The organism is Roseateles sp. GW821-FHT03B02 (assembly GCF_059421025.1).
The window spans coordinates 1-18897 of record NZ_JBWKUV010000013.1; the positions used below are offsets into that span (position 1 = coordinate 1).

Below are 18897 nucleotides of genomic sequence, written 5' to 3' on the forward strand. Positions count from 1 at the left end.
CCACCTGTTCGAATTGGTGGGCACCATCGTCACGGGCGCATCAGCGCGGTTCAAGATGGGATGGCTGGACGCTCACGCATCAACTGGCAAAGCACTCACGGCAGCGCTGCTCGGCCAAGCCTGATGCTGGGCTTGTCGGGCGCGGCAGCAATCCGTAGTAGCACATTGGGACATGCCGCCGCCTAGCTTCCGTCTCAATTCCGAGAGCCAGTTCGAGGCTGGCGTCTCTTCATTTTTCGTTTGGCGGGGTAGATGGTGGGGCGCCGCCATCAACGCGACTCGGAAATGAAAAAACCCCAAGTAAATCAATTACTTGGGGCTCCCATTTGGCGGAGTCGGAGACTGTCAAGGCCCGCGCCGTTGCTGGGTTTACAGACCGATGCCTGTCCATTCACCAGGCTGTCCGCCGACACCGTGAGGCTGATCAGATCGGCCTTATCACCTCCGGCTTCGACAAGCACTGCGGCGCGGCCAAGCCACTGCCGCATTTCGGCATCGATAGGGCCGGCAGCCAGATCCGGCATCGTCGCCACTAGGCGGCGCAATTGCTGATACAGGGTTTCTGAGCTGATCGTCACGGACCATGACGCCATCACGCTCGCGCCTTGAGCCACCCAGCGAGGAAACTTGCTCGCATGCAGGTAGTCGTGTGGCAGCTACGCCGCGAGGGCGTGAAGCTGCGAGACGCCGAACAGGTGATCGTTTAAGCGGACAGGGACTGGCGAGTGCCGTGTCGCCGACCCCGCATCGCGGCGGCAACCGCGACAACAAGTAGGGCAAATGCATTGGGCTCCGAGACCGTTGACGCTGCCTGAGTCCATCGAGCCCAGACCCAATCTCCGCTCGAAAAGTTGGGCACTGCAGGAGCAAGGTAGACCTCATCCGCAGCCTTCACCCAGGGGTAGTTCTCGCCGATCGAGAACCAAAGAGCGCCTTGTGTTTCATCGAAGTAGGGTGTCACGAAACTGCATTTCTCCGCCCCTAGCTCACAGCCTTTGACCCACTCAGGCTGTAGCTCGTAGTTGCGAGGGCCGGGCGATTGAACGACCTCATAAAGAACGGCATTCATCGCCGCAAGTCCATCCACCACCGTCACGAAAACCGGCGAAGAAACGCCGTAGATGTCCTCGTAGGTGCCGTCGACAAACTCGACGTCGTACAGCTTGCCGCTTACCGTGACACCCTTGGCACCCAGCAGCATCCCTGACGGGTCGGTAATCAAAGTGGCCGCCTGAGCACTCAAGCAGACGGTCAAGGCCGCGGAAAGCGCGGCAAGGATCCTCATTCGCACTGTTCTTACCCCCGTCTATCTCGTCTCGCCAGCGTAGCACCCAATCGTTAGGAAACGCATGTGGCTGCCCCTCCGAATCAGGTGTTCAATGGGAGGAGATGCCGTGGCCAATTCCGGCAACTACCGAGTGCCCTTAACCCGTCGGCAAGGCATCCGCTCTATGTGCTGGTCAAGTTTTCTCGGACACAGCGATAGGTTGTTTGACTGCCGATTGCTGCTCGAAGGCATTGGGTGACGATGGCGTGATTGGGATGCTTCGCGTCGTGGAATGCCGGGTCATTGCGCAGCAGCTTGGCCAGCGCCATTGCCTCGGCCTGGCTCTGCGCCGCCTTGGCGCCACGCTGGGCGTAGTCGGCCCACAGCTCGTGGTCGTTGCGGGCGGTCATACCGGGCACCCCGCGCCGCGCTTCATGCGCTCGATCTTGCCGCGCAGCAGTTGGGCAGGCTCCGCGGCCGGCTCGGCTCGGCGCGGCGCACGTGCTGCGAGGGCGTCGTCGACTTCGGCGTCAACCCAGCGCAGAGCGCGCGGGCCCAGTTCGATGGGATCGGGCACCGGCCTGGCCGGGGCTGCCACGATGGCAGACGCCCAGGCCCATCTCGCGCCGCTTGCCGCTCGGGGCAGTGAATCGGAACACCCAGGAGGCGGATTGCCCGCGCACCCGTAGCAGCAAGCCGCCGCCGTCCGAGAGATCGCCTTCCGGCGCGTGTTGAACCTGCTTCGCAGTCAGCAGGTGGAGCTTCGCCGCCGTCCGGCGGGAGGTGGTAGCCATTCCCCGTTTCCCTTCTGTCCGCCAGCCAGTCCGCCAGAAGATGGCGCGTGCTTGGCGCACGTTGATGCACGTTCGGTGCACCTAGGGAAGTGTGATTCAGGGGGAAAAGTCAGTCAAATCAATGACTTACACCAGCAATCCCTGCACCTTCTTTGCACCGTAGTGCACCGTAGGGAGGGAGTGTGGTGGCGGAGTCGGAGGGATTCGAACCCTCGATGCAGGTTTTGCCCACATACTCCCTTAGCAGGGGAGCACCTTCGGCCACTCGGTCACGACTCCAGCACAGCCGCGCATTCTATACCAGGAATGCGCCACCTCTGTCGGAAACTCAGGCCGCGGCGGTTTCCTGATCCAGATCGAAGGCCTTGTGCAGCGCGCGCACGGCAAGCTCCATGTACTTCTCGTCGATGACGACGCTGGTCTTGATCTCGCTGGTGGAGATCATCTGGATGTTGATGCCCTCTTCCGACAGCGCGCGGAACATCTTGCTGGCCACGCCGACATGCGAGCGCATGCCGATGCCAACGATGGAGACCTTGCAGATCTTGGGGTCGCCGACGACCTTGGCCGCGTTGGTGGCCGGGCCGACGGTGTTCTGCAGCAGGTCCATCGTGCGCGCATAGTCGTTGCGGTGCACGGTGAACGAGAAGTCCGTCTTGCCGTCGTGAGAGACGTTCTGGATGATGACGTCGATGTCGATGTTGGCCTCGGCCACGGGGCCCAGGATCTGGAAGGCGATGCCGGGCTTATCGGGCACGCCCAGCAGCGTCACCTTGGCCTCGTCACGGTTGAAGGCAATGCCCGACACGACGGCTTGTTCCATTTTTTCGTCCTCTTCAAAACTGATCAGGGTGCCGGACTTGGCTTCCTCGTTGATGTCGATGTCCCAGGGCGTGAAGCTGGACAGCACGCGCAGCGGCACGCGGTACTTGCCGGCGAATTCCACCGAGCGGATCTGCAGGATCTTGGAGCCCAGCGACGCCATTTCCAGCATCTCTTCGAAGCTGATGGTGTGCAGGCGGCGCGCCTCGGGGACGATGCGCGGGTCGGTCGTGTAGACGCCGTCCACGTCGGTGTAGATCAGGCACTCGTCGGCCTTCATCGCCGCGGCGATGGCCACGGCCGAGGTGTCGGAGCCGCCACGGCCCAGCGTCGTGATGTTGTTGTCGGCATCGATGCCCTGGAAGCCCGCGATGACGACGACCTTTCCGGCAGCAAGATCGGCGCGCACGCGCTTGTCGTCGATGCTCTCGATGCGGGCCTTGGTATAGGAAGAGTCTGTGGCCACCGGCACCTGCCAGCCCGTGTAGCTGACCGACGGAACGCCCTCCGCCTGCAGCGCGATGGCCAGCAGGCCCACCGAGACCTGCTCGCCGGTGGCGGCGATCATGTCGAGCTCGCGGTTGACCTCGGGTGAGCCGCTTGCGGGTGACAGCTCCTTGGCCAACCCCAACAGGCGGTTGGTTTCACCGCTCATAGCCGAGGGCACGACCACCATCTGGTGGCCGGCGCGCACCCATTTGGCGACACGCTTGGCCACGTTGCGGATGCGATCGGTGGACCCCATCGAGGTGCCGCCGTACTTGTGGACGATCAGAGCCATGTGTTTGAGCGAAGGCTGTAGACGGAGCCGCCGGGACGGCATGCTCGCAAACCCCTGATTTTATGCGCCAGACTCGGCATCGCCTTCGCTCTGCGGCAAGGCTGAATCCTCCAGCCAGCGCAAGGCGAGCTTGGGCTCATCTTGATCGGCGAAGGCACGCGCGTCCATGCCCAGGCCCGCGACGGCGATCAGCCGTCGCCCGGCATCGAACAGCAGCGGGCCGCCGCGCCGCCAGGGCGGCAGGCCGGCCTCCTGGCAGGCCTTCTTCAGGCTGCGCGGCACCGAGGCCGGGGCGCGCTGGAATTGCTCAGCGCCTTCACGGCTTCGCTGGCTCAAGCGGGCGAGATGCCGAGGCGCGATCCCTTGCGCGGCAGGCTCGACCAGCCAGCTGCCACCCCATCCGGGCTGGGGGTAGCGGCCCGGATGGCTGAGATCGATCTGGCTTGCGCAGGCCGCCGGGGTCGCTTGGGGTACCCAGAACAGGCCATCGCGCCAGGCATGCAGGACACCGCTGGGCGCAGGCCAGGACAGCGTGGCGCCAGGCCGCCATTCGCCCAGCAGCCGCCCGACCAGGCTGGCAGGCGCAGTCATGCGTGTCGCCAGCCAGGCACGCAGCGCATTGCTGGCCCGCGCCGACGACAGTCCTTGGAGGCGGGCAAGATCCAGGCGCTCGTCGCTCGCGATGGCGGTCAGATCCTCGGCCGCCACCTCGGCCGCCAGCGCTTCGGCCTGCTGCGCCCAGCGCGCGGCCTGGGCCAGGCCGGCCTCGGCCGACGCAAAGGCCGGCCACAAGGCCTGGCGAAGCCGGTTTCGGGCAAAGCGCGCATCGCCGTTGCTCGGGTCTTCGATCCAGCGCAGGCCCTGCAGCTCGGCATAGGCCTGGATGGCCTCCCGCGGCCTGTCCAGCCAGGGTCGAGCCCAGCAGACGCCGTCGCGCCACTGCGCCCGCGGCATGCCCGAGAGCCCGGCCATGCCGGCGCCGCGCAAGGCCTGCAGCAGAAAAGTCTCGGCCTGGTCACGCCGGTGGTGGGCCAGCAGCAGCAGGTCGGCGTCGGCCGTGATGGCCATGTCGTGCAAGGCGCGATGCCTGCCCGCACGGGCCCAGGCTTCGACGCTCTCGCCCGGCCCGGGCTGGCCGGCCAGTCGCGTGCAGGCGAAGGCCGCGCCCAGTTCGAGCGCAACGGCTTCGCAATGCGCGGCCCAGCCGTCGGCCTGCGGCTGCAGGCCGTGGTGGACGTGGAGGGCAACGACCCGCTGCCCGTTCACCGCACGGGTGGCGGCATGCAGCAGGGCCGTGGAATCGAGGCCGCCGCTGAAGGCGACGGCGACGGCATCACCGGATGGGTCAGCGGTTCTTGGTGTCGCCGAAGCGGCCATAGCCCTGCAGGCGCTCGTAGCGGCGGTCCAGCAGTTCGGGCGTCTTCAGGTCACTGACCTGGCGCAGCGCGTCGCTGAGGGCGCGCTTGAGGTTGGACGCCATCTGCTTGGCATCGCGGTGGGCGCCGCCGACAGGCTCGTTGACGATCTTGTCGATCAGGCCCAGGGCCTTCAGGCGGTGGGCGGTGATGCCCAGGGCGTCGGCTGCGTCGGAGGCGCGCTCGCTGCTCTTCCACAGGATGGAGGCACAGCCTTCGGGCGAGATGACCGAGTAGGCCGAGAACTGCAGCATCAGCACCTGGTCGGCCACACCGATGGCCAGAGCACCGCCCGAGCCGCCCTCGCCGATGACGGTGGCGATGATGGGCACCTCGAGCTGCGCCATCTCCAGGATGTTGCGGCCAATGGCTTCGCTCTGGCCGCGTTCCTCGGCACCGATGCCGGGGTAGGCGCCCATGGTGTCGATGAAGGTGAAGACGGGCAGGCCGAATTTCTCGGCCAGCTTCATCAGGCGCAGGGCCTTGCGGTAGCCCTCGGGGCGGGGCATGCCGAAGTTGCGCAGCGTGCGCTCCTTGGCGTCGGCACCGCGCTGGTGGCCGATGACCATACAGGCCTGACCGTTGAAGCGCGCGATGCCGCCCACGATGGCGGCGTCGTCGGCGAAATGGCGGTCACCGTGCAGTTCCTGGAACTCGGTGAAGACTTCCGAGCAGTAGTCCAGCGTCTGCGGGCGCTGCGGGTGGCGGGCGATCTGGTAGACCTGCCACGGCGCCACGCTCGCATAGACCTCCTTGGTCAGCTGCTGGCTCTTCTTGGAGAGGCGGTCGATCTCTTCGGAGATGTCGACGGCCGACTCGCTCTGCACGTAGCGCAGTTCTTCTATCTTGGTCTCGAGCTCGGCGATGGGCTGCTCGAATTCCAGAAAATGTTTCTTGCTCATCAGTAGTCCACGGGTAGCGGATCGAGGCTGCGCCAAATGTACCAAACGGCCACCGAGCGGTACGGCGCCCAGGCGTCGCCGACCTCGCGGGCCTCGGCACGGGAGACAGGCTCGCCGGAAAAATAGTTCTGGCTGATGCCCTTCAGCAGGCCGACGTCATCCAGCGGCATCACGTTGGGGCGCATCAGGTGAAAGATCAGGAACATCTCGGCCGTCCAGCGGCCGATGCCGCGGATGGCGACCAGTTCCTCGATGATGGCTTCGTCGTCCATCTGCGCCCATTGGCGGACGTGGACCTGGCCGGAGTCGAAATGCTCGGCCAGATCGCGCAGGTATTCGACCTTGCGGGCCGACAGGCCGGCGGCGCGCTGCTCCTCCACGCCCAGGGCCAACACGGCCGCCGGCTGGATCCTGGGGCAAAGCGCCACCCAGCGGGTCCAGACCGACTGCGCAGCCTTGACCGAGATCTGCTGGCCGATGATGGACCGCGCCAACGTTGCAAAGGCATCGCCCCGACTCTGCAGCCGGGCCTCGCCAAACTGGGGGATGAGCTTCTTCAGCACCCGGTCACGCTTGACCAGGTGCTTGCAGGCGTCGTCCCAATAGTCGGGCGTCACCTCGACGGGCGTCTTGGAGGCCATCAGCTCTTCACCCAGGTCGTGCCGCCGGCACCGTCCTTCAGCGTGATGCCCTTGGCCGACAGCTCGGCGCGGATGGCGTCGGCGCCGGCGAAGTCCCGCGCAGCCTTGGCGGCGGCGCGGGCAGCGATGCGCTCCTCGATCCAGGCAGCCTCGTCGCCACCGGAGCCGCCCTGCAGATAGGCCCGAGGCTCCTGCTGCAGCACGCCCAGCACCCCGGCCAGGGCCTTGAGCAGCCCGGCCCGCTGCGGCGAGCGGTCGCGGTTGACCTCGTTGACCAGGTCGAACAGCACGGCCACGGCGCCGGGGGTGCCGAAGTCCTCATCCATGGCCGTCTTGAAAGCGGCGGCGCTGGGCTCGGTCCAGTCGATAGTGACATCGGCCGGCGGCACGGCATCCAGCGCCGTGTACAGGCGCGTGAGCGCCGTGCGGGCGTCTTCCAGGTGCGAATCGCTGAAGTTGAACGGCCTCCGGTAGTGGGTGCGCAGCATGAAAAAGCGCAGCGTCTCACCGTCGAACTTCTTCAGCACGTCGCGGATGGTGAAGAAGTTGCCCAGGCTCTTGGACATCTTCTCGCCGTCGACGTTCAGGAAGCCGTTGTGCAGCCAGTACTTGGCGAAGTCGTAGCCGGCGCCCTGGCTCTGCGCGATCTCGTTCTCGTGGTGGGGGAACTGCAGGTCGCTGCCGCCGCCGTGGATGTCGAAGCTTTCACCAAGCAGCGCGCAGCTCATGGCCGAGCACTCGATGTGCCAGCCCGGACGCCCCTCGCCGAAGGGCGCGGCCCACTTGGCGTCGGCGGGTTCATCGGCCTTGGCGGCCTTCCACAGCACGAAGTCCAGCGGGTCGAGCTTGCCGTCGTCCACCGCCACACGCTCGCCGGCACGCAGGTCGTCCACGCTCTTGCCGCTGAGCTTGCCGTAGCCGTCGAACTTGCGCACGGCGTAGTTCACGTCGCCGCCCTCGGCGCGATAGGCCAGTCCGCGCTGCTCCAGGCGCTCGATCAGGGACAGCATCTGCGGCACGTACTCGGTGGCACGTGGCTCATGGTCGGGGCGCAGCAGGCCCACGGCGGCGAAGTCTTCGTGCATCGCAGCCGTCATCTCCTCGGTGAGCTGGCGAATGGTGATGCCGCGCTCGACCGCACGTTTGATGATCTTGTCGTCGATGTCCGTCACGTTGCGCACGTAGGTGACGGCATAGCCGCTGGCGCGCAGCCAGCGGTAGATGACGTCGAACGCCATGTTCATGCGCAGGTGACCCATGTGGCACAGGTCGTAGACCGTGATGCCGCACACATACATGCGCACCTGGCCAGGCACGAGCGGCTGAAAGTCTTCGAGAGTGCGGCTGAGGGAGTTGTGGACGCGCAGAGACATGGGACAGGAAACGAGGGAGATGCTCCCTGGGAGGCACCAACAAGAAGCCCCGCACCGGGGCCGGCCAGGCGGGGCTCATAGAATCAATTCAGTATAGCGGCCACCCCCGACGCCGCTCCCCGCTACAACCCTCATGCGCCCCCTCCTCCCCACCCTCGCCCTGCTCGCGGCACTTGCCGCGCTGCCGGCCTGTGCCGATGATCTGGCAGGCGCCCAGCGCCTGTGGCTGGCCGGCCAGAAAGCCCAGGCCGTCGAGCAGGTCGAGCAGGCCCTGACCCGCACCCCCGACGACCTGCAACTGCGCTTCGCCCTCGGTGTCATGCGCATGGAGCTCGGCGAGCGAGCCAGGGCGCTCACCATCTTCAAGCGGTTGACCCAGGACTTCCCGGACCTCGCCGACCCCTACAACAATCTCGCCGTGCTGCACGCCGCCGCGGGTGAGCTCGACGAGGCCAGGGCGGCGCTGGAACAGGCGCTGCGCGTACAGCCCGAACATGCCCAGGCCCAGGAGAATCTCGGCGACGTGCTGACCCGCCTGGCCCTGCGCGCCTACCAACGTGCACAGAAGGCCGCGCTCGCCCCCAGCGATGCGCTGGCCGGCAAGATCAGCCGCACACTGGCATTGACGGCAGAGCTCAACAAGACCCGATGACATCTCTCATGACCAAGACCGCCCTCCTTCTGGCCGCCCTGCTGGCCGTCACCGCTGCCTCGGCCCAGACCGTCAGGCTGCAGACCACCGAAGGCGACATCCGCATCGAGCTCAATGCCGAGAAGGCCCCCCGGTCGGTGGCCAACTTCATCCAGTACGTCAAGGCGGGCCACTACAACGGTGTCGTCTTCCACCGCGTCATCGACGGCTTCATGATCCAGACGGGCGGCTACGACGCCAGGCTGGCCCAGCGGCCGGCCCAGATGCTGCAGCCGCGCCCGACCCGGCCGCCCATTCCGCTGGAGTCCCACAACGGCCTGTCCAACGTGCGCGGCAGCATCGCGATGGCGCGCACCAACGATCCCAATTCCGCCACTGCGCAGTTCTTCATCAACGTGGCCGACAACATCCCGCTGGACGGCGAGCCGGACAATCCGGCCTCCGGCTATGCCGTCTTCGGCCAGGTCATCGAGGGCATGGACGTCGTCGACAAGATCCGCACTACCCCCGTTTCGCCCTACCAGATGCACCAGCATCTGCCGGTCAACGCCATCATCATCAACAAGGCTCTCGTCGAGCCCGCCAAAAAATGAGCCAAGTCAAGTTCACCACCAACCAGGGCGACATCCTCATCGAGCTGGATGTCGCGAACGCGCCGCTGTCCGCCGCCAACTTCCTGGCCTACGTCCGCAAGGGCCACTATGACGGCACCATCTTCCACCGCGTCATCAAGGGTTTCATGGTCCAGGGCGGCGGCTTCGACGCCGGCATGAATCAGAAGCCGACCGATGCGGCCATCCAGAACGAGGCCAACAACGGCGTGAAGAACGCCAAGTACACGCTGGCCATGGCGCGCACCAACGCGCCGCACTCGGCCACGGCCCAGTTCTTCATCAACACCGTCGACAACGGTTTTCTGGACTTCAAGTCCGAGTCGCCGTCGGGCTGGGGCTATGCCGTGTTCGGCAAGGTCGTCGAGGGCCAGGACGTCGTCGACAAGATCGAGAAGGTGCGCACCGGCCGCTCGGGCGGCCATGCCGACGTGCCGGTCGAAGCAGTCGTCATCGAGAAGGCCGTCGAGGTTTGATCCACACGCTGACGGCCCCGGCGCAGTGGCGGCAGGTCGACCTGCTGTCCGACCTGCACCTCGGGCCGGACACGCCGGGCACGCTGGCCCGGCTTGAGCAGCACCTCGCCGAGACGCCCGCGCAGGCGGTGCTGATGCTCGGCGACATCTTCGAGGTCTGGGTCGGTGACGATGCGCGCCATCAACCCTTCGAGGCCGGCGTCGTCACGATGCTGCGCGAAGTGGCGCAGCGGCTGGACCTGTTCTTCATGGCTGGCAACCGCGACTTCCTCGTCGGCACCGAGTTGCTGGCCGCCACCGGCATGACCGCCCTGCCCGACCCGAGCGTGCTCGATGCCTTCGGCCGGCGCTGGCTGCTGGTACATGGCGACGCGCAATGTCTGGCCGACGCGGGCTACCAGGCCTGGCGCGCGACCAGCCGCTCTGCGGCCTGGCAGGCCGACTTTCTCGCCCGGCCGCTGGCCGACCGGCAGGCCTTCGGCCGCCAGGCGCGGGCGCAGAGCCGCGCGTCCCAGGCCGCGCAGCTGATGGCCACCGACCTGGACGCCGGCGCCTGCCGTGCGCTGCTGCGTGAGGCAGGCGCGACGACGCTGATCCATGGCCACACGCATCGCCCCGCCGAGCACGACCTCGGCGACGGCCTCAGGCGCGTCGTGCTGTCGGACTGGGATCTGGAGGCAACGCCACCGCGTGGTGACGTGGTCCGCCTGTCGGCGACCGGCCTGCAACGGCTGGCGCTGTGATCCTCAAGGCCATCCGGGACTGGCGCGAGCAGCGCGCCGTCGCGCGCCACGCCATCCCCGACGCGCTGTGGCAGCTGACGCTGCTGCGCTATCCCTTTCTCGCCCAGCGCAGCGCGGACGACCTCGCCGAGCTGCGACGGCTCTGCAGCCTGTTCCTGTCGAGCAAGGAGTTCCACGGCGTCGCCGGCTTCGAGGTCACCGACGAGGTCGCCGTGGCCGTCGCAGCCCAGGCTTGCCTGCCGGTGCTGCGGCTCGGCCTGGGCTGGTACGACGGCTTCGTCGGCATCGTCATGCATGCCGGCGAGGTCGTCGCGCAGCGGCGCTTCGAGGACGAGGACGGTGTCGTCCACGAGTACGACGAGGAGCTGGCCGGCGAGGCGATGGAGGGCGGGCCGCTGATGCTGGCCTGGAACGCGGTGGCCGTCAGCGATGACCCGGCCGAGTTCGGGGCGGATGCGGTCTACAACGTCGTCATCCACGAGTTCGCCCACGTCATCGACATGCGCGACGGCCTGGCCGACGGCGTGCCGCCAATGGACGCTGACGAGCGCTCGCGCTGGATCGGCGTGATCGACGCGGAGTGGGAGAAATTCTGCGAGCGCATCGATGCCGGGGAGGAGACGTTGATCGACCCCTATGGCGGCGAGGCCGTTGAGGAGTTCTTCGCCGTCGCCGTCGAGGCCTTCTTCGTCGCCCCGGCTGCGATGCGCGCCGAGGAGCCGACCATGTACGGACTGCTGGCTGGCTTCTTCAAGCAGGACCCGGCGAGCTGACAGAAAAAAGGGACGCCGACGCGTCCCTTTCTGGATCAGAAACCGCGGCTCAGGCCGTGGCAGGCTCAGCCTTGGGCTTGCCGTCCTTGCTGGGCTTGGGCGGGTTGGGCTGGATGTCCAGCACCGTCTCGCCCTTGTCGTCCACGTCCACCGTGAGGCGGCCGCCATCGACCAGCCGGCCAAACAGCAACTCGTCGGCCAGCGCCCGGCGGATAGTGTCCTGAATGAGACGCTGCATCGGCCGCGCACCCATCAGCGGGTCGAAACCCTTCTTGGCCAGGTGCTTGCGCAGCGCATCGGAGAAGCTGACCTCGACCTTCTTCTCCTGCAGCTGGCTTTCCAGTTGCAGCAGGAACTTGTCGACGACGCGCAGGATGATCTCCTCGTCCAGCGCACGGAAGGACACGATGGCGTCCAGCCGGTTGCGGAACTCGGGCGTGAACAGGCGCTTGATGTCGGCCATCTCGTCGCCCTGCTGGCGCTGGGTCGTGAAGCCGATGGTGGCCTTGTTCATGATCTCCGCGCCCGCGTTCGTCGTCATGATGATGATGACGTTGCGGAAGTCGGCCTTGCGCCCGTTGTTGTCGGTCAGCGTGCCGTGGTCCATGACCTGCAGCAGCACGTTGAAGACGTCCGGGTGGGCCTTCTCGATCTCGTCGAGCAGCAGCACGGCATGCGGCTTCTTCGTGACGGCCTCGGTCAGCAGGCCGCCCTGGTCGAAGCCGACATAGCCAGGAGGCGCGCCGATCAGGCGGCTGACGGCGTGGCGCTCCATGTACTCGGACATGTCGAAGCGGATCAGCTCGATGCCCAGGATGTAGGCGAGCTGCTTGGCGACTTCGGTCTTGCCGACACCCGTGGGGCCGCTGAACAGGAAGGAACCGACCGGCTTGTCGGGGCGCCCCAGGCCCGAGCGCGCCATCTTGATGGCGGCGGCCAGCGCATCGACGGCCGGGTCCTGCCCGAAGACGACGCTCTTCAGGTCGCGGTCCAGCGTCTTGAGCTTGCTGCGGTCGTCGCTGTTGACCGAGGCAGGCGGGATGCGCGCGATCTTGGCGACGATATCCTCCACCTCGGCGCGCGTGATGGTCTTCTTCTGCTTGCTCTTGGGCAGGATGCGTTGCGCGGCACCGGCCTCGTCGATGACGTCGATGGCCTTGTCCGGCAGGTGGCGGTCGTTGATGTACTTGGCCGACAGCTCAGCCGCGGCCTGCAGCGCGCCCAGGGCGTACTTGACAGAGTGGTGCTCCTCGAAGCGGCTCTTGAGCCCCTTCAGGATCTCGATGGTCTGCTCGACCGAGGGCTCGGCCACGTCGATCTTCTGAAAGCGGCGACTCAGCGCGGCATCCTTCTCGAAGATGCCGCGGTACTCGGTGAAGGTCGTCGCACCGATGCACTTCATGGCGCCTGAGCTGAGCGCGGGCTTGAGCAGGTTGCTCGCGTCCAGCGTGCCCCCCGAGGCCGCACCGGCGCCGATCAGCGTGTGGATCTCGTCGATGAACAGGATGGCGTTCGGCTGGTCCTTCAGCGCCTTGAGCACGGCCTTCAGGCGCTGCTCGAAATCGCCACGGTACTTGGTACCCGCCAGCAGCGCGCCCATGTCCAGCGAGTAGACGACGGATTCCGCCAGCACCTCGGGCACCTCGCCCTCGGTGATCCGCCAGGCCAGACCCTCGGCGATGGCGGTCTTGCCGACGCCGGCCTCGCCGACCAGCAACGGGTTGTTCTTGCGGCGGCGGCACAGCACCTGCACCACGCGCTCGACCTCGGCCTCGCGCCCGATCAGCGGGTCGATCTTGCCGTCCTTGGCCTGCTGGTTGAGGTTCTGCGTGAACTGCTCCAGCGGCGACGCCTTGGCGCTGCCGCCCTCGCCTTCCTCACGCTCGCCCTCCTGCCCCTGTGACTGGCCTTCCGGCGCCTTGGGAGGCTCCGGGTCGGTCTTCTTGATGCCGTGGGCGATGAAGTTGACGACGTCCAGGCGCGTGACGCCCTGCTGGTGCAGGTAGTAGACGGCGTGGGAGTCCTTCTCGCCGAAGATGGCCACCAGCACATTGGCGCCGGTGACTTCCTTCTTGCCGCTGCCGGTGCTCTGCACATGCATGATGGCGCGCTGGATGACGCGCTGGAAGCCCAGCGTGGGCTGGGTGTCCACCTCGTCATTGCCGCCCACCATGGGCGTGTTTTCCTTGATGAACTGCGTCAGGCTCTTGCGCAGGTCGTCCAGGTTGGCAGCGCAGGCGCGCAGCACCTCCGCGGCGCTGGGGTTGTCAAGCAGCGCGAGCAGCAGGTGCTCGACGGTGATGAATTCGTGCCGCTGCTGGCGCGCCTCGACGAACGCCATGTGCAAACTGACTTCAAGCTCTTGCGCAATCATGCGGCCTCCATAATGCACTGCAGGGGGTGGCCGGCACGCCGGGAGGCGGCCAGAACCAGCTCCACCTTGGTGGCTGCGACGTCCTTGGTGAAGACACCGCAGACACCGCGACCCTCGTGGTGGATTTTGAGCATGATCTGCGTCGCCGTATCGAGGTCATGCCGGAAAAATTCCTGCAGAACCATGACTACAAACTCCATCGGCGTGAAATCGTCGTTCAGCAGCAGGACCTGGTAGAGCCGCGGGGGCTCGGTTTTCTGGGTCTGGCGCTCGACGACGACCGCACCTTCGCCCTCGTCGCGGCCCGGCTTCAGGGGAGGCGTGGGCGGCGGCGGGACCGACTGGTTTCGCGGTGAAAAAACGGACAGCACAGGCATGAGTCGATTCTATCGACGGGGGTGTTTCCCCCGCCGATGGCGGGCAAGTGGCGCCGGCCGGCGGAATTGCAAGCGAGCGCGGCGCGAGGTCTAGGGTCAACCCGGCCGGGAAGGTCCCGAATTGACGCTTTTTATTGCGCTACCAGAATCCACGTCCGCCTCCTCGGGAGGTGCCACAAAGAATGGAGACAAGATGATGGCGCTGGGCAAAGTCAAGTGGTTCAACGATGCCAAGGGCTTTGGATTCATCGAGCCGGAGGCCGGCGGCGATGATGTCTTCGCCCACTTCTCAGCGATTCAGATGGAAGGCTTCCGGACGCTGAAACAGGGCAGTCAGGTGCAGTTCGATCTGGTGCAGGGCCCCAAGGGCCAGCTGGCCCAGAACATCACGCCGCTGGAAGCCGCGCGAGCGATGGAGCAGCCGCAGCAAATGGCCTCCTGAGCCGCGCCGCAAAAAAGCCCCGTGAGCCGTAAGGCCGCGGGGCTTTGTCTTGCCAGCCTTGCTCGGCTCACCCCGAGGTGCTCTCGATTCAAGGAGGCTGCGTCAGCAAAGTACCGGGACGACTTGCTAGAGTTCATGCCCTGCGCGGCGGCGCCCGCCGCTTTGCGCCGCACGGATTGCACCTCTACTGGAAGACCTCATGACCGCCGACAAGACCCAGATTGTTTACACCCTGACCGACGAAGCCCCCCGCCTGGCCACGGCCTCGCTGCTGCCGGTCGTCCAGGCTTTCGCGGCGCAGGCAGGCATCGATGTCGTTACCAGCGACATCTCGGTGGCCGGCCGCATCCTGGGCCAGTTTCCCGAGTTGTTGAGCGAGGAGCAGCGCCAGCCGGACAACCTCGCCGCGCTCGGCAAGCTCACGCTCAAGCCTGAGGCCAACATCATCAAGCTGCCCAACATCAGCGCCTCGGTGGCCCAGTTGAAGGCCGCCATCAAGGAACTGCAGGACAAGGGCTACAAGATCCCCAACTTCCCCGAGAAGCCCGAGACGGACGAAGAGAAGGACATTCGCGCCCGCTACAACAAGTGCATCGGCTCGGCCGTGAATCCGGTGCTGCGCGAGGGCAACTCCGACCGCCGCGCGCCCAAGGCGGTGAAGGAATACGCCCGCAAGAACCCGCACCGCATGGACCCCTGGAGCCAGGCCTCGCGCTCGCACGTCTCCCACATGCATGACGGCGACTTCTATCACGGTGAAAAGTCGCTGACGCTGGATCGCGCCCGCGACGTGAAGATGGAGCTCATCACCAAGAGCGGCAAGACCATCGTCCTCAAGCCCAAGGTCGCGCTGCTGGACCGCGAGGTCATCGACTCGATGTTCATGAGCAAGAAGGCATTGCTGGCCTTCTACGAGCAGGAGATCGAGGACGCGCGCAAGACCGGCGTGATGTTCTCGCTGCACGTCAAGGCCACGATGATGAAGGTGAGCCACCCCATCGTGTTCGGCCACTGCGTGAAGATCTTCTACCGGGAGGCCTTCGAGAAGCACGCCAAGCTGTTCGACGAGCTGGGCGTCAACGTCAACAACGGCATGGTGGACCTCTACACCAAGATCGCCACGCTGCCGCAGAGCACGCAGGACGAGATCAAGCGCGATCTGCACGCCTGCCACGAGCACCGCCCCGAACTGGCGATGGTGGACTCGGCCAAGGGCATCACCAACTTCCACTCGCCCAATGACATCATCGTGGACGCCTCCATGCCGGCCATGATCCGCAGCGGCGGCAAGATGTACGGCGCCGACGGCCGGCTGAAGGACGTGAAGGCCGTCATGCCCGAGTCGACCTTCGCCCGCATCTATCAGGAGATGATCAACTTCTGCAAGTGGCACGGCGCGTTCGACCCGCGCACGATGGGCACGGTGCCCAACGTCGGCCTGATGGCCCAGCAGGCCGAGGAGTACGGCTCGCACGACAAGACCTTCGAGATCACCGAGGACGGCGTCGCCAACATCACCGACCTGGAGACGGGCGAGGTGCTGCTGAGCCAGAACGTCGAGCAAGGCGACATCTGGCGCATGTGCCAATGCAAGGACGCCGCCATCCGCGACTGGGTGAAGCTGGCCGTCAACCGCGCCCGCAACTCCGGCATGCCGGTCGTCTTCTGGCTGGACAGCTACCGCCCGCACGAGGCGCAGCTGATCCGCAAGGTCAAGATGTACCTGCACGAGCACGACACGGTCGGCCTGGACATCCAGATCATGAGCCAGGTCCGCGCCATGCGTTACACGCTGGAGCGCGTCATCCGCGGCCTGGACACCATCAGCGCCACCGGCAACATCCTGCGCGACTACCTGACCGACCTCTTCCCCATCATGGAGCTGGGCACCAGCGCCAAGATGCTGTCCATCGTGCCGCTGATGGCCGGCGGTGGCATGTACGAGACGGGTGCTGGCGGTTCGGCCCCGAAGCACGTGCAGCAGCTGGTGGAAGAGAACCACCTGCGCTGGGATTCGCTGGGCGAGTTCCTGGCCCTGGCGGTGAGCCTGGAAGACCTCGGCATCAAGAACAAGAACGCCAAGGCCAAGGTGTTGGCCAAGACGCTGGACGCCGCCACCGGCAAGCTGCTGGACAACGGCAAGGGCCCCAGCCCCAAGACTGGCGAACTGGACAACCGCGGCAGCCACTTCTACCTGACGCTTTACTGGGCCCAGGAGCTGGCCGCGCAGACCGAAGACGCCGACCTGGCCGCCCGCTTCAAGCCGGTGGCCGAGGCGCTGGCAGCCAACGAGGCCAAGATCGCCGAGGAGCTGAAGGCGGTGCAGGGCCAGCCGACCGACATCGGTGGCTACTTCCTGCCGGACGTTGCCAAGCTCGACAAGGTGATGCGCCCGAGCGCGACGTTCAATGCGGTGCTGGCCTCGCTGAACTGATCGGGGCTCGCGAATGAAAGACGGGGCGCCGCTGGCGCCCCGTCTTGTTTTCTACCGCTCGGGGGCCGTGGGCCGCCTGCTACATCTGATCGATCATCACCTGCCCGAACCCCGAGCAGGACACCTGCGTCGCACCATCCATCAGGCGGGCGAAGTCGTAGGTCACCTTCTTGCTCAGGATGGCCTTCTCCATGCTGGAGATGATGAGGTCGGCGGCTTCAGTCCAACCCATGTGGCGCAGCATCATCTCGGCGGACAGGATCTCGGAGCCCGGGTTCACGTAGTCCTTGCCGGCGTACTTGGGCGCCGTGCCGTGCGTGGCCTCGAACATGGCGATGGAATCGCTCATGTTGGCGCCCGGGGCGATGCCGATGCCGCCGACCTGCGCGGCCAGCGCATCGGAGATGTAGTCACCGTTCAGGTTCAGCGTGGCAATGACGCTGTACTCGGCCGGGCGCAGGATGATCTGCTGCAGGAAGGCGTCGGCGATGACGTCCTTGATGGTGATGTCCTTGCCTGTCTTCGGGTTCTTCACACGGCACCACGGGCCGCCGTCGATGGGCTGGGCACCGAACTCCTTCTGCGCCAGCGCATAGGCCCAGTCGCGGAAGCCCCCTTCGGTGAACTTCATGATGTTGCCCTTGTGCACGATGGTCACGCTGGGCTTGTTGTTGTCGATGGCGTACTGGATGGCCTTGCGCACCAGGCGCTCGGTGCCTTCACGGCTGACGGGCTTGACGCCGATGCCCGAGGTCTCGGGGAAGCGGATCTTCTTGACGCCCAGTTCCTCCTGCAGGAACCTGATGAGCTTCTTGGCCTTGTCGCTCTCGGCCTCGTACTCGATGCCGGCGTAGATGTCTTCCGAGTTCTCGCGGAAGATGACCATGTCGACCTTGTGCGGCTCCTTCACGGGGCTGGGCACGCCGTCGAAATACTGCACCGGGCGCAGGCAGACGTAGAGGTCCAGTTCCTGACGCAGCGCGACGTTCAGCGAGCGGATGCCGCCGCCCACCGGCGTGGTCAGCGGCCCCTTGATGGAGACGATGTACTCCTTCACCGCCTGCAGCGTCTCCTCCGGCAGCCAGACATCGGGCCCGTAGACGCGCGTGCTCTTCTCACCCGCGTAGATCTCCATCCAGTGGATCTTGCGCGCCCCGCCGTAGGCCTTGGCCACGGCGGCATCCACCACCTTGAGCATGACAGGCGTGATGTCCAGGCCCGTGCCGTCACCCTCGATGAAGGGAATGATGGGGTTGTGGGGCACGTTCAGCGAGAAGTCGGCGTTGACCGTGATCTTCTGGCCGCCTTCGGGCACTTGGATGTGTTGGTACATGGCAGGAGCTTTCGCAGCGATGCGAGGGAAACGGGACGCGCGCAGTTTAGGGGCGCTCAGCAGGCCAGCAGCACGCGCTGCCAAACGCCGTGGCCCAGCGCCCAGCCCGAGGCGGCCACGAGGCCGAGGCCCGCCAGGCGCAGGGCCGGCGACGCATCGCCGACGCGGCGCGGCAGCCGCGCAATCCAGGCCGGCGCCACGGCCAGGCCCAGGGTGCTGGTGGTGGCGAAGGCGGCCATGGCCAGCCCGCCGCTCACGGGCGAGTTGGAGAGGGCCGACAGCAGCAAGGCAGCGTGCAGCAACCCGCAGGGCATGGCGACCCAGGCCATGCCGGTTGCGAAGCTGCGCCCCGGCTGCGGTCGAAAACGCGCATTGCCCAGCCAGGCCGGAACACGCCCCCGCACCATCAGGCTCAGCCCCAGCACCAGCAGGGCTGCCTGCAGCAGCGCCCACAGCGGCTGCAGCACGGCCGCCCCCTGGGACATGCCGGCCAGTGCCTGGGCCGACATCGCAGCCACCACCCCGGCCGCGCTGTAGCCCAGCAGTCGGCCGCCCAGCAGGCGTGTCTGCTGCCGTCGGCCTTGGGCGGCCAGCGCGCAGGGCGCGCTGCACATCAGCGCGCAGTGCGGCGCACCGGCCAGCCCCATCAAGGCAGCAGAGCCGATCAGCGCAGCATCCAGCGACATC

Annotated in this window: 20 protein-coding genes and 1 tRNA gene; 7 read left to right on the forward strand and 14 right to left on the reverse strand. The window is 66.2% G+C overall.

Translation table 11 applies throughout. The features are described 5' to 3' along the window. Positions 1 to 305 precede the first annotated feature (305 nt). The 10 genes from AC07VX_RS25175 to cysS form a co-directional block, all read right to left on the reverse strand. Positions 306 to 593 carry a RidA family protein gene (locus AC07VX_RS25175; RefSeq protein WP_495122030.1) on the reverse strand — a complete coding sequence of 96 codons (288 nt, stop codon included), beginning with the start codon at positions 591 to 593 and terminating at the stop codon, positions 306 to 308. Between the two features lie 110 nt (positions 594 to 703). Continuing rightward, complete coding sequence (locus AC07VX_RS25180) at positions 704 to 1285, reverse strand: hypothetical protein (protein ID WP_493167666.1); 582 nt, start codon at positions 1283 to 1285, stop codon at positions 704 to 706. A 164-nt stretch (positions 1286 to 1449) separates the two neighbouring features. Further along, complete coding sequence (locus AC07VX_RS25185) at positions 1450 to 1677, reverse strand: hypothetical protein (protein WP_493167665.1); 228 nt, start codon at positions 1675 to 1677, stop codon at positions 1450 to 1452. 120 nt (positions 1678 to 1797) lie between these two features. After that, on the reverse strand, positions 1798 to 2061 hold the full coding sequence (locus tag AC07VX_RS25190) for an Arm DNA-binding domain-containing protein (RefSeq protein WP_493167664.1): 264 nt from the start codon (positions 2059 to 2061) through the stop codon (positions 1798 to 1800). A 186-nt stretch (positions 2062 to 2247) separates the two neighbouring features. Next, positions 2248 to 2340, reverse strand: a tRNA-Ser gene (locus AC07VX_RS25195). Positions 2341 to 2389: 49 nt separating this feature from the next. After that, entirely contained in the window at positions 2390 to 3664 is a 1275-nt protein-coding gene (locus AC07VX_RS25200) for an aspartate kinase (protein ID WP_493167663.1), read from the reverse strand. Between the two features lie 60 nt (positions 3665 to 3724). Then, positions 3725 to 5041: a tRNA lysidine(34) synthetase TilS gene (gene tilS, locus AC07VX_RS25205; protein WP_493167662.1), complete on the reverse strand. Its 1317-nt coding sequence runs from the start codon at positions 5039 to 5041 to the stop codon at positions 3725 to 3727. Beyond that, positions 5010 to 5981: an acetyl-CoA carboxylase carboxyltransferase subunit alpha gene (locus tag AC07VX_RS25210; RefSeq protein WP_493167661.1), complete on the reverse strand. Its 972-nt coding sequence runs from the start codon at positions 5979 to 5981 to the stop codon at positions 5010 to 5012. Before AC07VX_RS25210 ends, tilS begins: the two co-directional genes overlap by 32 nt. Continuing rightward, positions 5981 to 6622, reverse strand: a complete 642-nt coding sequence (locus AC07VX_RS25215; protein WP_493167659.1) for a DNA-3-methyladenine glycosylase family protein — start codon at positions 6620 to 6622, stop codon at positions 5981 to 5983. The genes AC07VX_RS25210 and AC07VX_RS25215 overlap by 1 nt, the downstream gene beginning before the upstream one ends. Beyond that, on the reverse strand, positions 6622 to 7995 hold the full coding sequence (gene cysS, locus AC07VX_RS25220; RefSeq protein ID WP_493167658.1) for a cysteine--tRNA ligase: 1374 nt from the start codon (positions 7993 to 7995) through the stop codon (positions 6622 to 6624). The genes AC07VX_RS25215 and cysS overlap by 1 nt, the downstream gene beginning before the upstream one ends. Positions 7996 to 8128: 133 nt before the next feature. Between cysS and AC07VX_RS25225 the strand changes: the two genes are divergently transcribed. From AC07VX_RS25225 to AC07VX_RS25245, 5 genes are read left to right on the forward strand one after another with little or no spacing between them, the layout of a single operon-like run. After that, positions 8129 to 8647, forward strand: a complete 519-nt coding sequence (locus AC07VX_RS25225) for a tetratricopeptide repeat protein (RefSeq protein WP_493167657.1) — start codon at positions 8129 to 8131, stop codon at positions 8645 to 8647. A gap of 8 nt (positions 8648 to 8655) precedes the next feature. Further along, a complete protein-coding gene (locus AC07VX_RS25230) occupies positions 8656 to 9240 on the forward strand; it encodes a peptidylprolyl isomerase (RefSeq protein WP_493167656.1) in 585 nt (194 codons plus the stop codon). Next, the gene (locus tag AC07VX_RS25235) at positions 9237 to 9734 is read left to right on the forward strand and encodes a peptidylprolyl isomerase (RefSeq protein ID WP_493167655.1); all 498 of its coding nucleotides are present in this window, start codon (positions 9237 to 9239) and stop codon (positions 9732 to 9734) included. Before AC07VX_RS25230 ends, AC07VX_RS25235 begins: the two co-directional genes overlap by 4 nt. Beyond that, positions 9731 to 10477 carry a UDP-2,3-diacylglucosamine diphosphatase gene (locus AC07VX_RS25240; RefSeq protein WP_493167654.1) on the forward strand — a complete coding sequence of 249 codons (747 nt, stop codon included), beginning with the start codon at positions 9731 to 9733 and terminating at the stop codon, positions 10475 to 10477. Before AC07VX_RS25235 ends, AC07VX_RS25240 begins: the two co-directional genes overlap by 4 nt. After that, a complete protein-coding gene (locus AC07VX_RS25245; RefSeq protein WP_493167673.1) occupies positions 10477 to 11250 on the forward strand; it encodes a M90 family metallopeptidase in 774 nt (257 codons plus the stop codon). The genes AC07VX_RS25240 and AC07VX_RS25245 overlap by 1 nt, the downstream gene beginning before the upstream one ends. 49 nt (positions 11251 to 11299) lie before the next feature. On the opposite strand, the gene clpA is transcribed toward AC07VX_RS25245, so the two are convergent. Both clpA and clpS read right to left on the reverse strand, forming a co-directional pair. Then, positions 11300 to 13624: an ATP-dependent Clp protease ATP-binding subunit ClpA gene (gene clpA / locus AC07VX_RS25250; RefSeq protein ID WP_493167653.1), complete on the reverse strand. Its 2325-nt coding sequence runs from the start codon at positions 13622 to 13624 to the stop codon at positions 11300 to 11302. Beyond that, positions 13621 to 14001 (reverse strand): ATP-dependent Clp protease adapter ClpS, encoded by a 381-nt coding sequence (gene clpS, locus AC07VX_RS25255; RefSeq protein ID WP_493167652.1) that lies wholly within the window; start codon positions 13999 to 14001, stop codon positions 13621 to 13623. The genes clpA and clpS overlap by 4 nt, the downstream gene beginning before the upstream one ends. A 196-nt stretch (positions 14002 to 14197) precedes the next feature. Here clpS and AC07VX_RS25260 point away from each other — a divergent pair, with 196 nt between their 5' ends. Then, positions 14198 to 14443, forward strand: coding sequence for a cold shock domain-containing protein (locus AC07VX_RS25260; RefSeq protein WP_493167671.1), 246 nt, complete (start codon positions 14198 to 14200; stop codon positions 14441 to 14443). 199 nt (positions 14444 to 14642) lie between these two features. Continuing rightward, on the forward strand, positions 14643 to 16877 hold the full coding sequence (locus AC07VX_RS25265; protein WP_493167651.1) for an NADP-dependent isocitrate dehydrogenase: 2235 nt from the start codon (positions 14643 to 14645) through the stop codon (positions 16875 to 16877). A gap of 79 nt (positions 16878 to 16956) precedes the next feature. On the opposite strand, the gene icd is transcribed toward AC07VX_RS25265, so the two are convergent. Further along, positions 16957 to 18210, reverse strand: coding sequence for an NADP-dependent isocitrate dehydrogenase (gene icd / locus AC07VX_RS25270; RefSeq protein WP_493167650.1), 1254 nt, complete (start codon positions 18208 to 18210; stop codon positions 16957 to 16959). Positions 18211 to 18266: 56 nt separating this feature from the next. Next, on the reverse strand, positions 18267 to 18896 hold the full coding sequence (locus AC07VX_RS25275; RefSeq protein ID WP_493167649.1) for an urease accessory protein UreH domain-containing protein: 630 nt from the start codon (positions 18894 to 18896) through the stop codon (positions 18267 to 18269). Between the last annotated feature and the right edge of the window lies 1 nt (position 18897).

What these genes read in the sequence shown, in the direction of transcription:
- AC07VX_RS25265 (WP_493167651.1), top strand. Translation starts at nt 14,643, where the DNA reads ATGACCGCCGACAAGACCCAGATTGTTTACACCCTGACCGACGAAGCC.
- AC07VX_RS25210 (WP_493167661.1), bottom strand. Translation starts at nt 5,981, where the DNA reads ATGAGCAAGAAACATTTTCTGGAATTCGAGCAGCCCATCGCCGAGCTC.
- AC07VX_RS25175 (WP_495122030.1), bottom strand. Translation starts at nt 593, where the DNA reads ATGGCGTCATGGTCCGTGACGATCAGCTCAGAAACCCTGTATCAGCAA.
- AC07VX_RS25235 (WP_493167655.1), top strand. Translation starts at nt 9,237, where the DNA reads ATGAGCCAAGTCAAGTTCACCACCAACCAGGGCGACATCCTCATCGAG.
- AC07VX_RS25180 (WP_493167666.1), bottom strand. Translation starts at nt 1,285, where the DNA reads ATGAGGATCCTTGCCGCGCTTTCCGCGGCCTTGACCGTCTGCTTGAGT.
- AC07VX_RS25215 (WP_493167659.1), bottom strand. Translation starts at nt 6,622, where the DNA reads ATGGCCTCCAAGACGCCCGTCGAGGTGACGCCCGACTATTGGGACGAC.
- clpA (WP_493167653.1), bottom strand. Translation starts at nt 13,624, where the DNA reads ATGATTGCGCAAGAGCTTGAAGTCAGTTTGCACATGGCGTTCGTCGAG.
- clpS (WP_493167652.1), bottom strand. Translation starts at nt 14,001, where the DNA reads ATGCCTGTGCTGTCCGTTTTTTCACCGCGAAACCAGTCGGTCCCGCCG.
- cysS (WP_493167658.1), bottom strand. Translation starts at nt 7,995, where the DNA reads ATGTCTCTGCGCGTCCACAACTCCCTCAGCCGCACTCTCGAAGACTTT.
- AC07VX_RS25260 (WP_493167671.1), top strand. Translation starts at nt 14,198, where the DNA reads ATGGCGCTGGGCAAAGTCAAGTGGTTCAACGATGCCAAGGGCTTTGGA.
- AC07VX_RS25225 (WP_493167657.1), top strand. Translation starts at nt 8,129, where the DNA reads ATGCGCCCCCTCCTCCCCACCCTCGCCCTGCTCGCGGCACTTGCCGCG.
- AC07VX_RS25200 (WP_493167663.1), bottom strand. Translation starts at nt 3,664, where the DNA reads ATGGCTCTGATCGTCCACAAGTACGGCGGCACCTCGATGGGGTCCACC.
- AC07VX_RS25230 (WP_493167656.1), top strand. Translation starts at nt 8,656, where the DNA reads ATGACCAAGACCGCCCTCCTTCTGGCCGCCCTGCTGGCCGTCACCGCT.
- AC07VX_RS25190 (WP_493167664.1), bottom strand. Translation starts at nt 2,061, where the DNA reads ATGGCTACCACCTCCCGCCGGACGGCGGCGAAGCTCCACCTGCTGACT.
- AC07VX_RS25185 (WP_493167665.1), bottom strand. Translation starts at nt 1,677, where the DNA reads ATGACCGCCCGCAACGACCACGAGCTGTGGGCCGACTACGCCCAGCGT.
- tilS (WP_493167662.1), bottom strand. Translation starts at nt 5,041, where the DNA reads ATGGCCGCTTCGGCGACACCAAGAACCGCTGACCCATCCGGTGATGCC.
- AC07VX_RS25275 (WP_493167649.1), bottom strand. Translation starts at nt 18,896, where the DNA reads ATGTCGCTGGATGCTGCGCTGATCGGCTCTGCTGCCTTGATGGGGCTG.
- icd (WP_493167650.1), bottom strand. Translation starts at nt 18,210, where the DNA reads ATGTACCAACACATCCAAGTGCCCGAAGGCGGCCAGAAGATCACGGTC.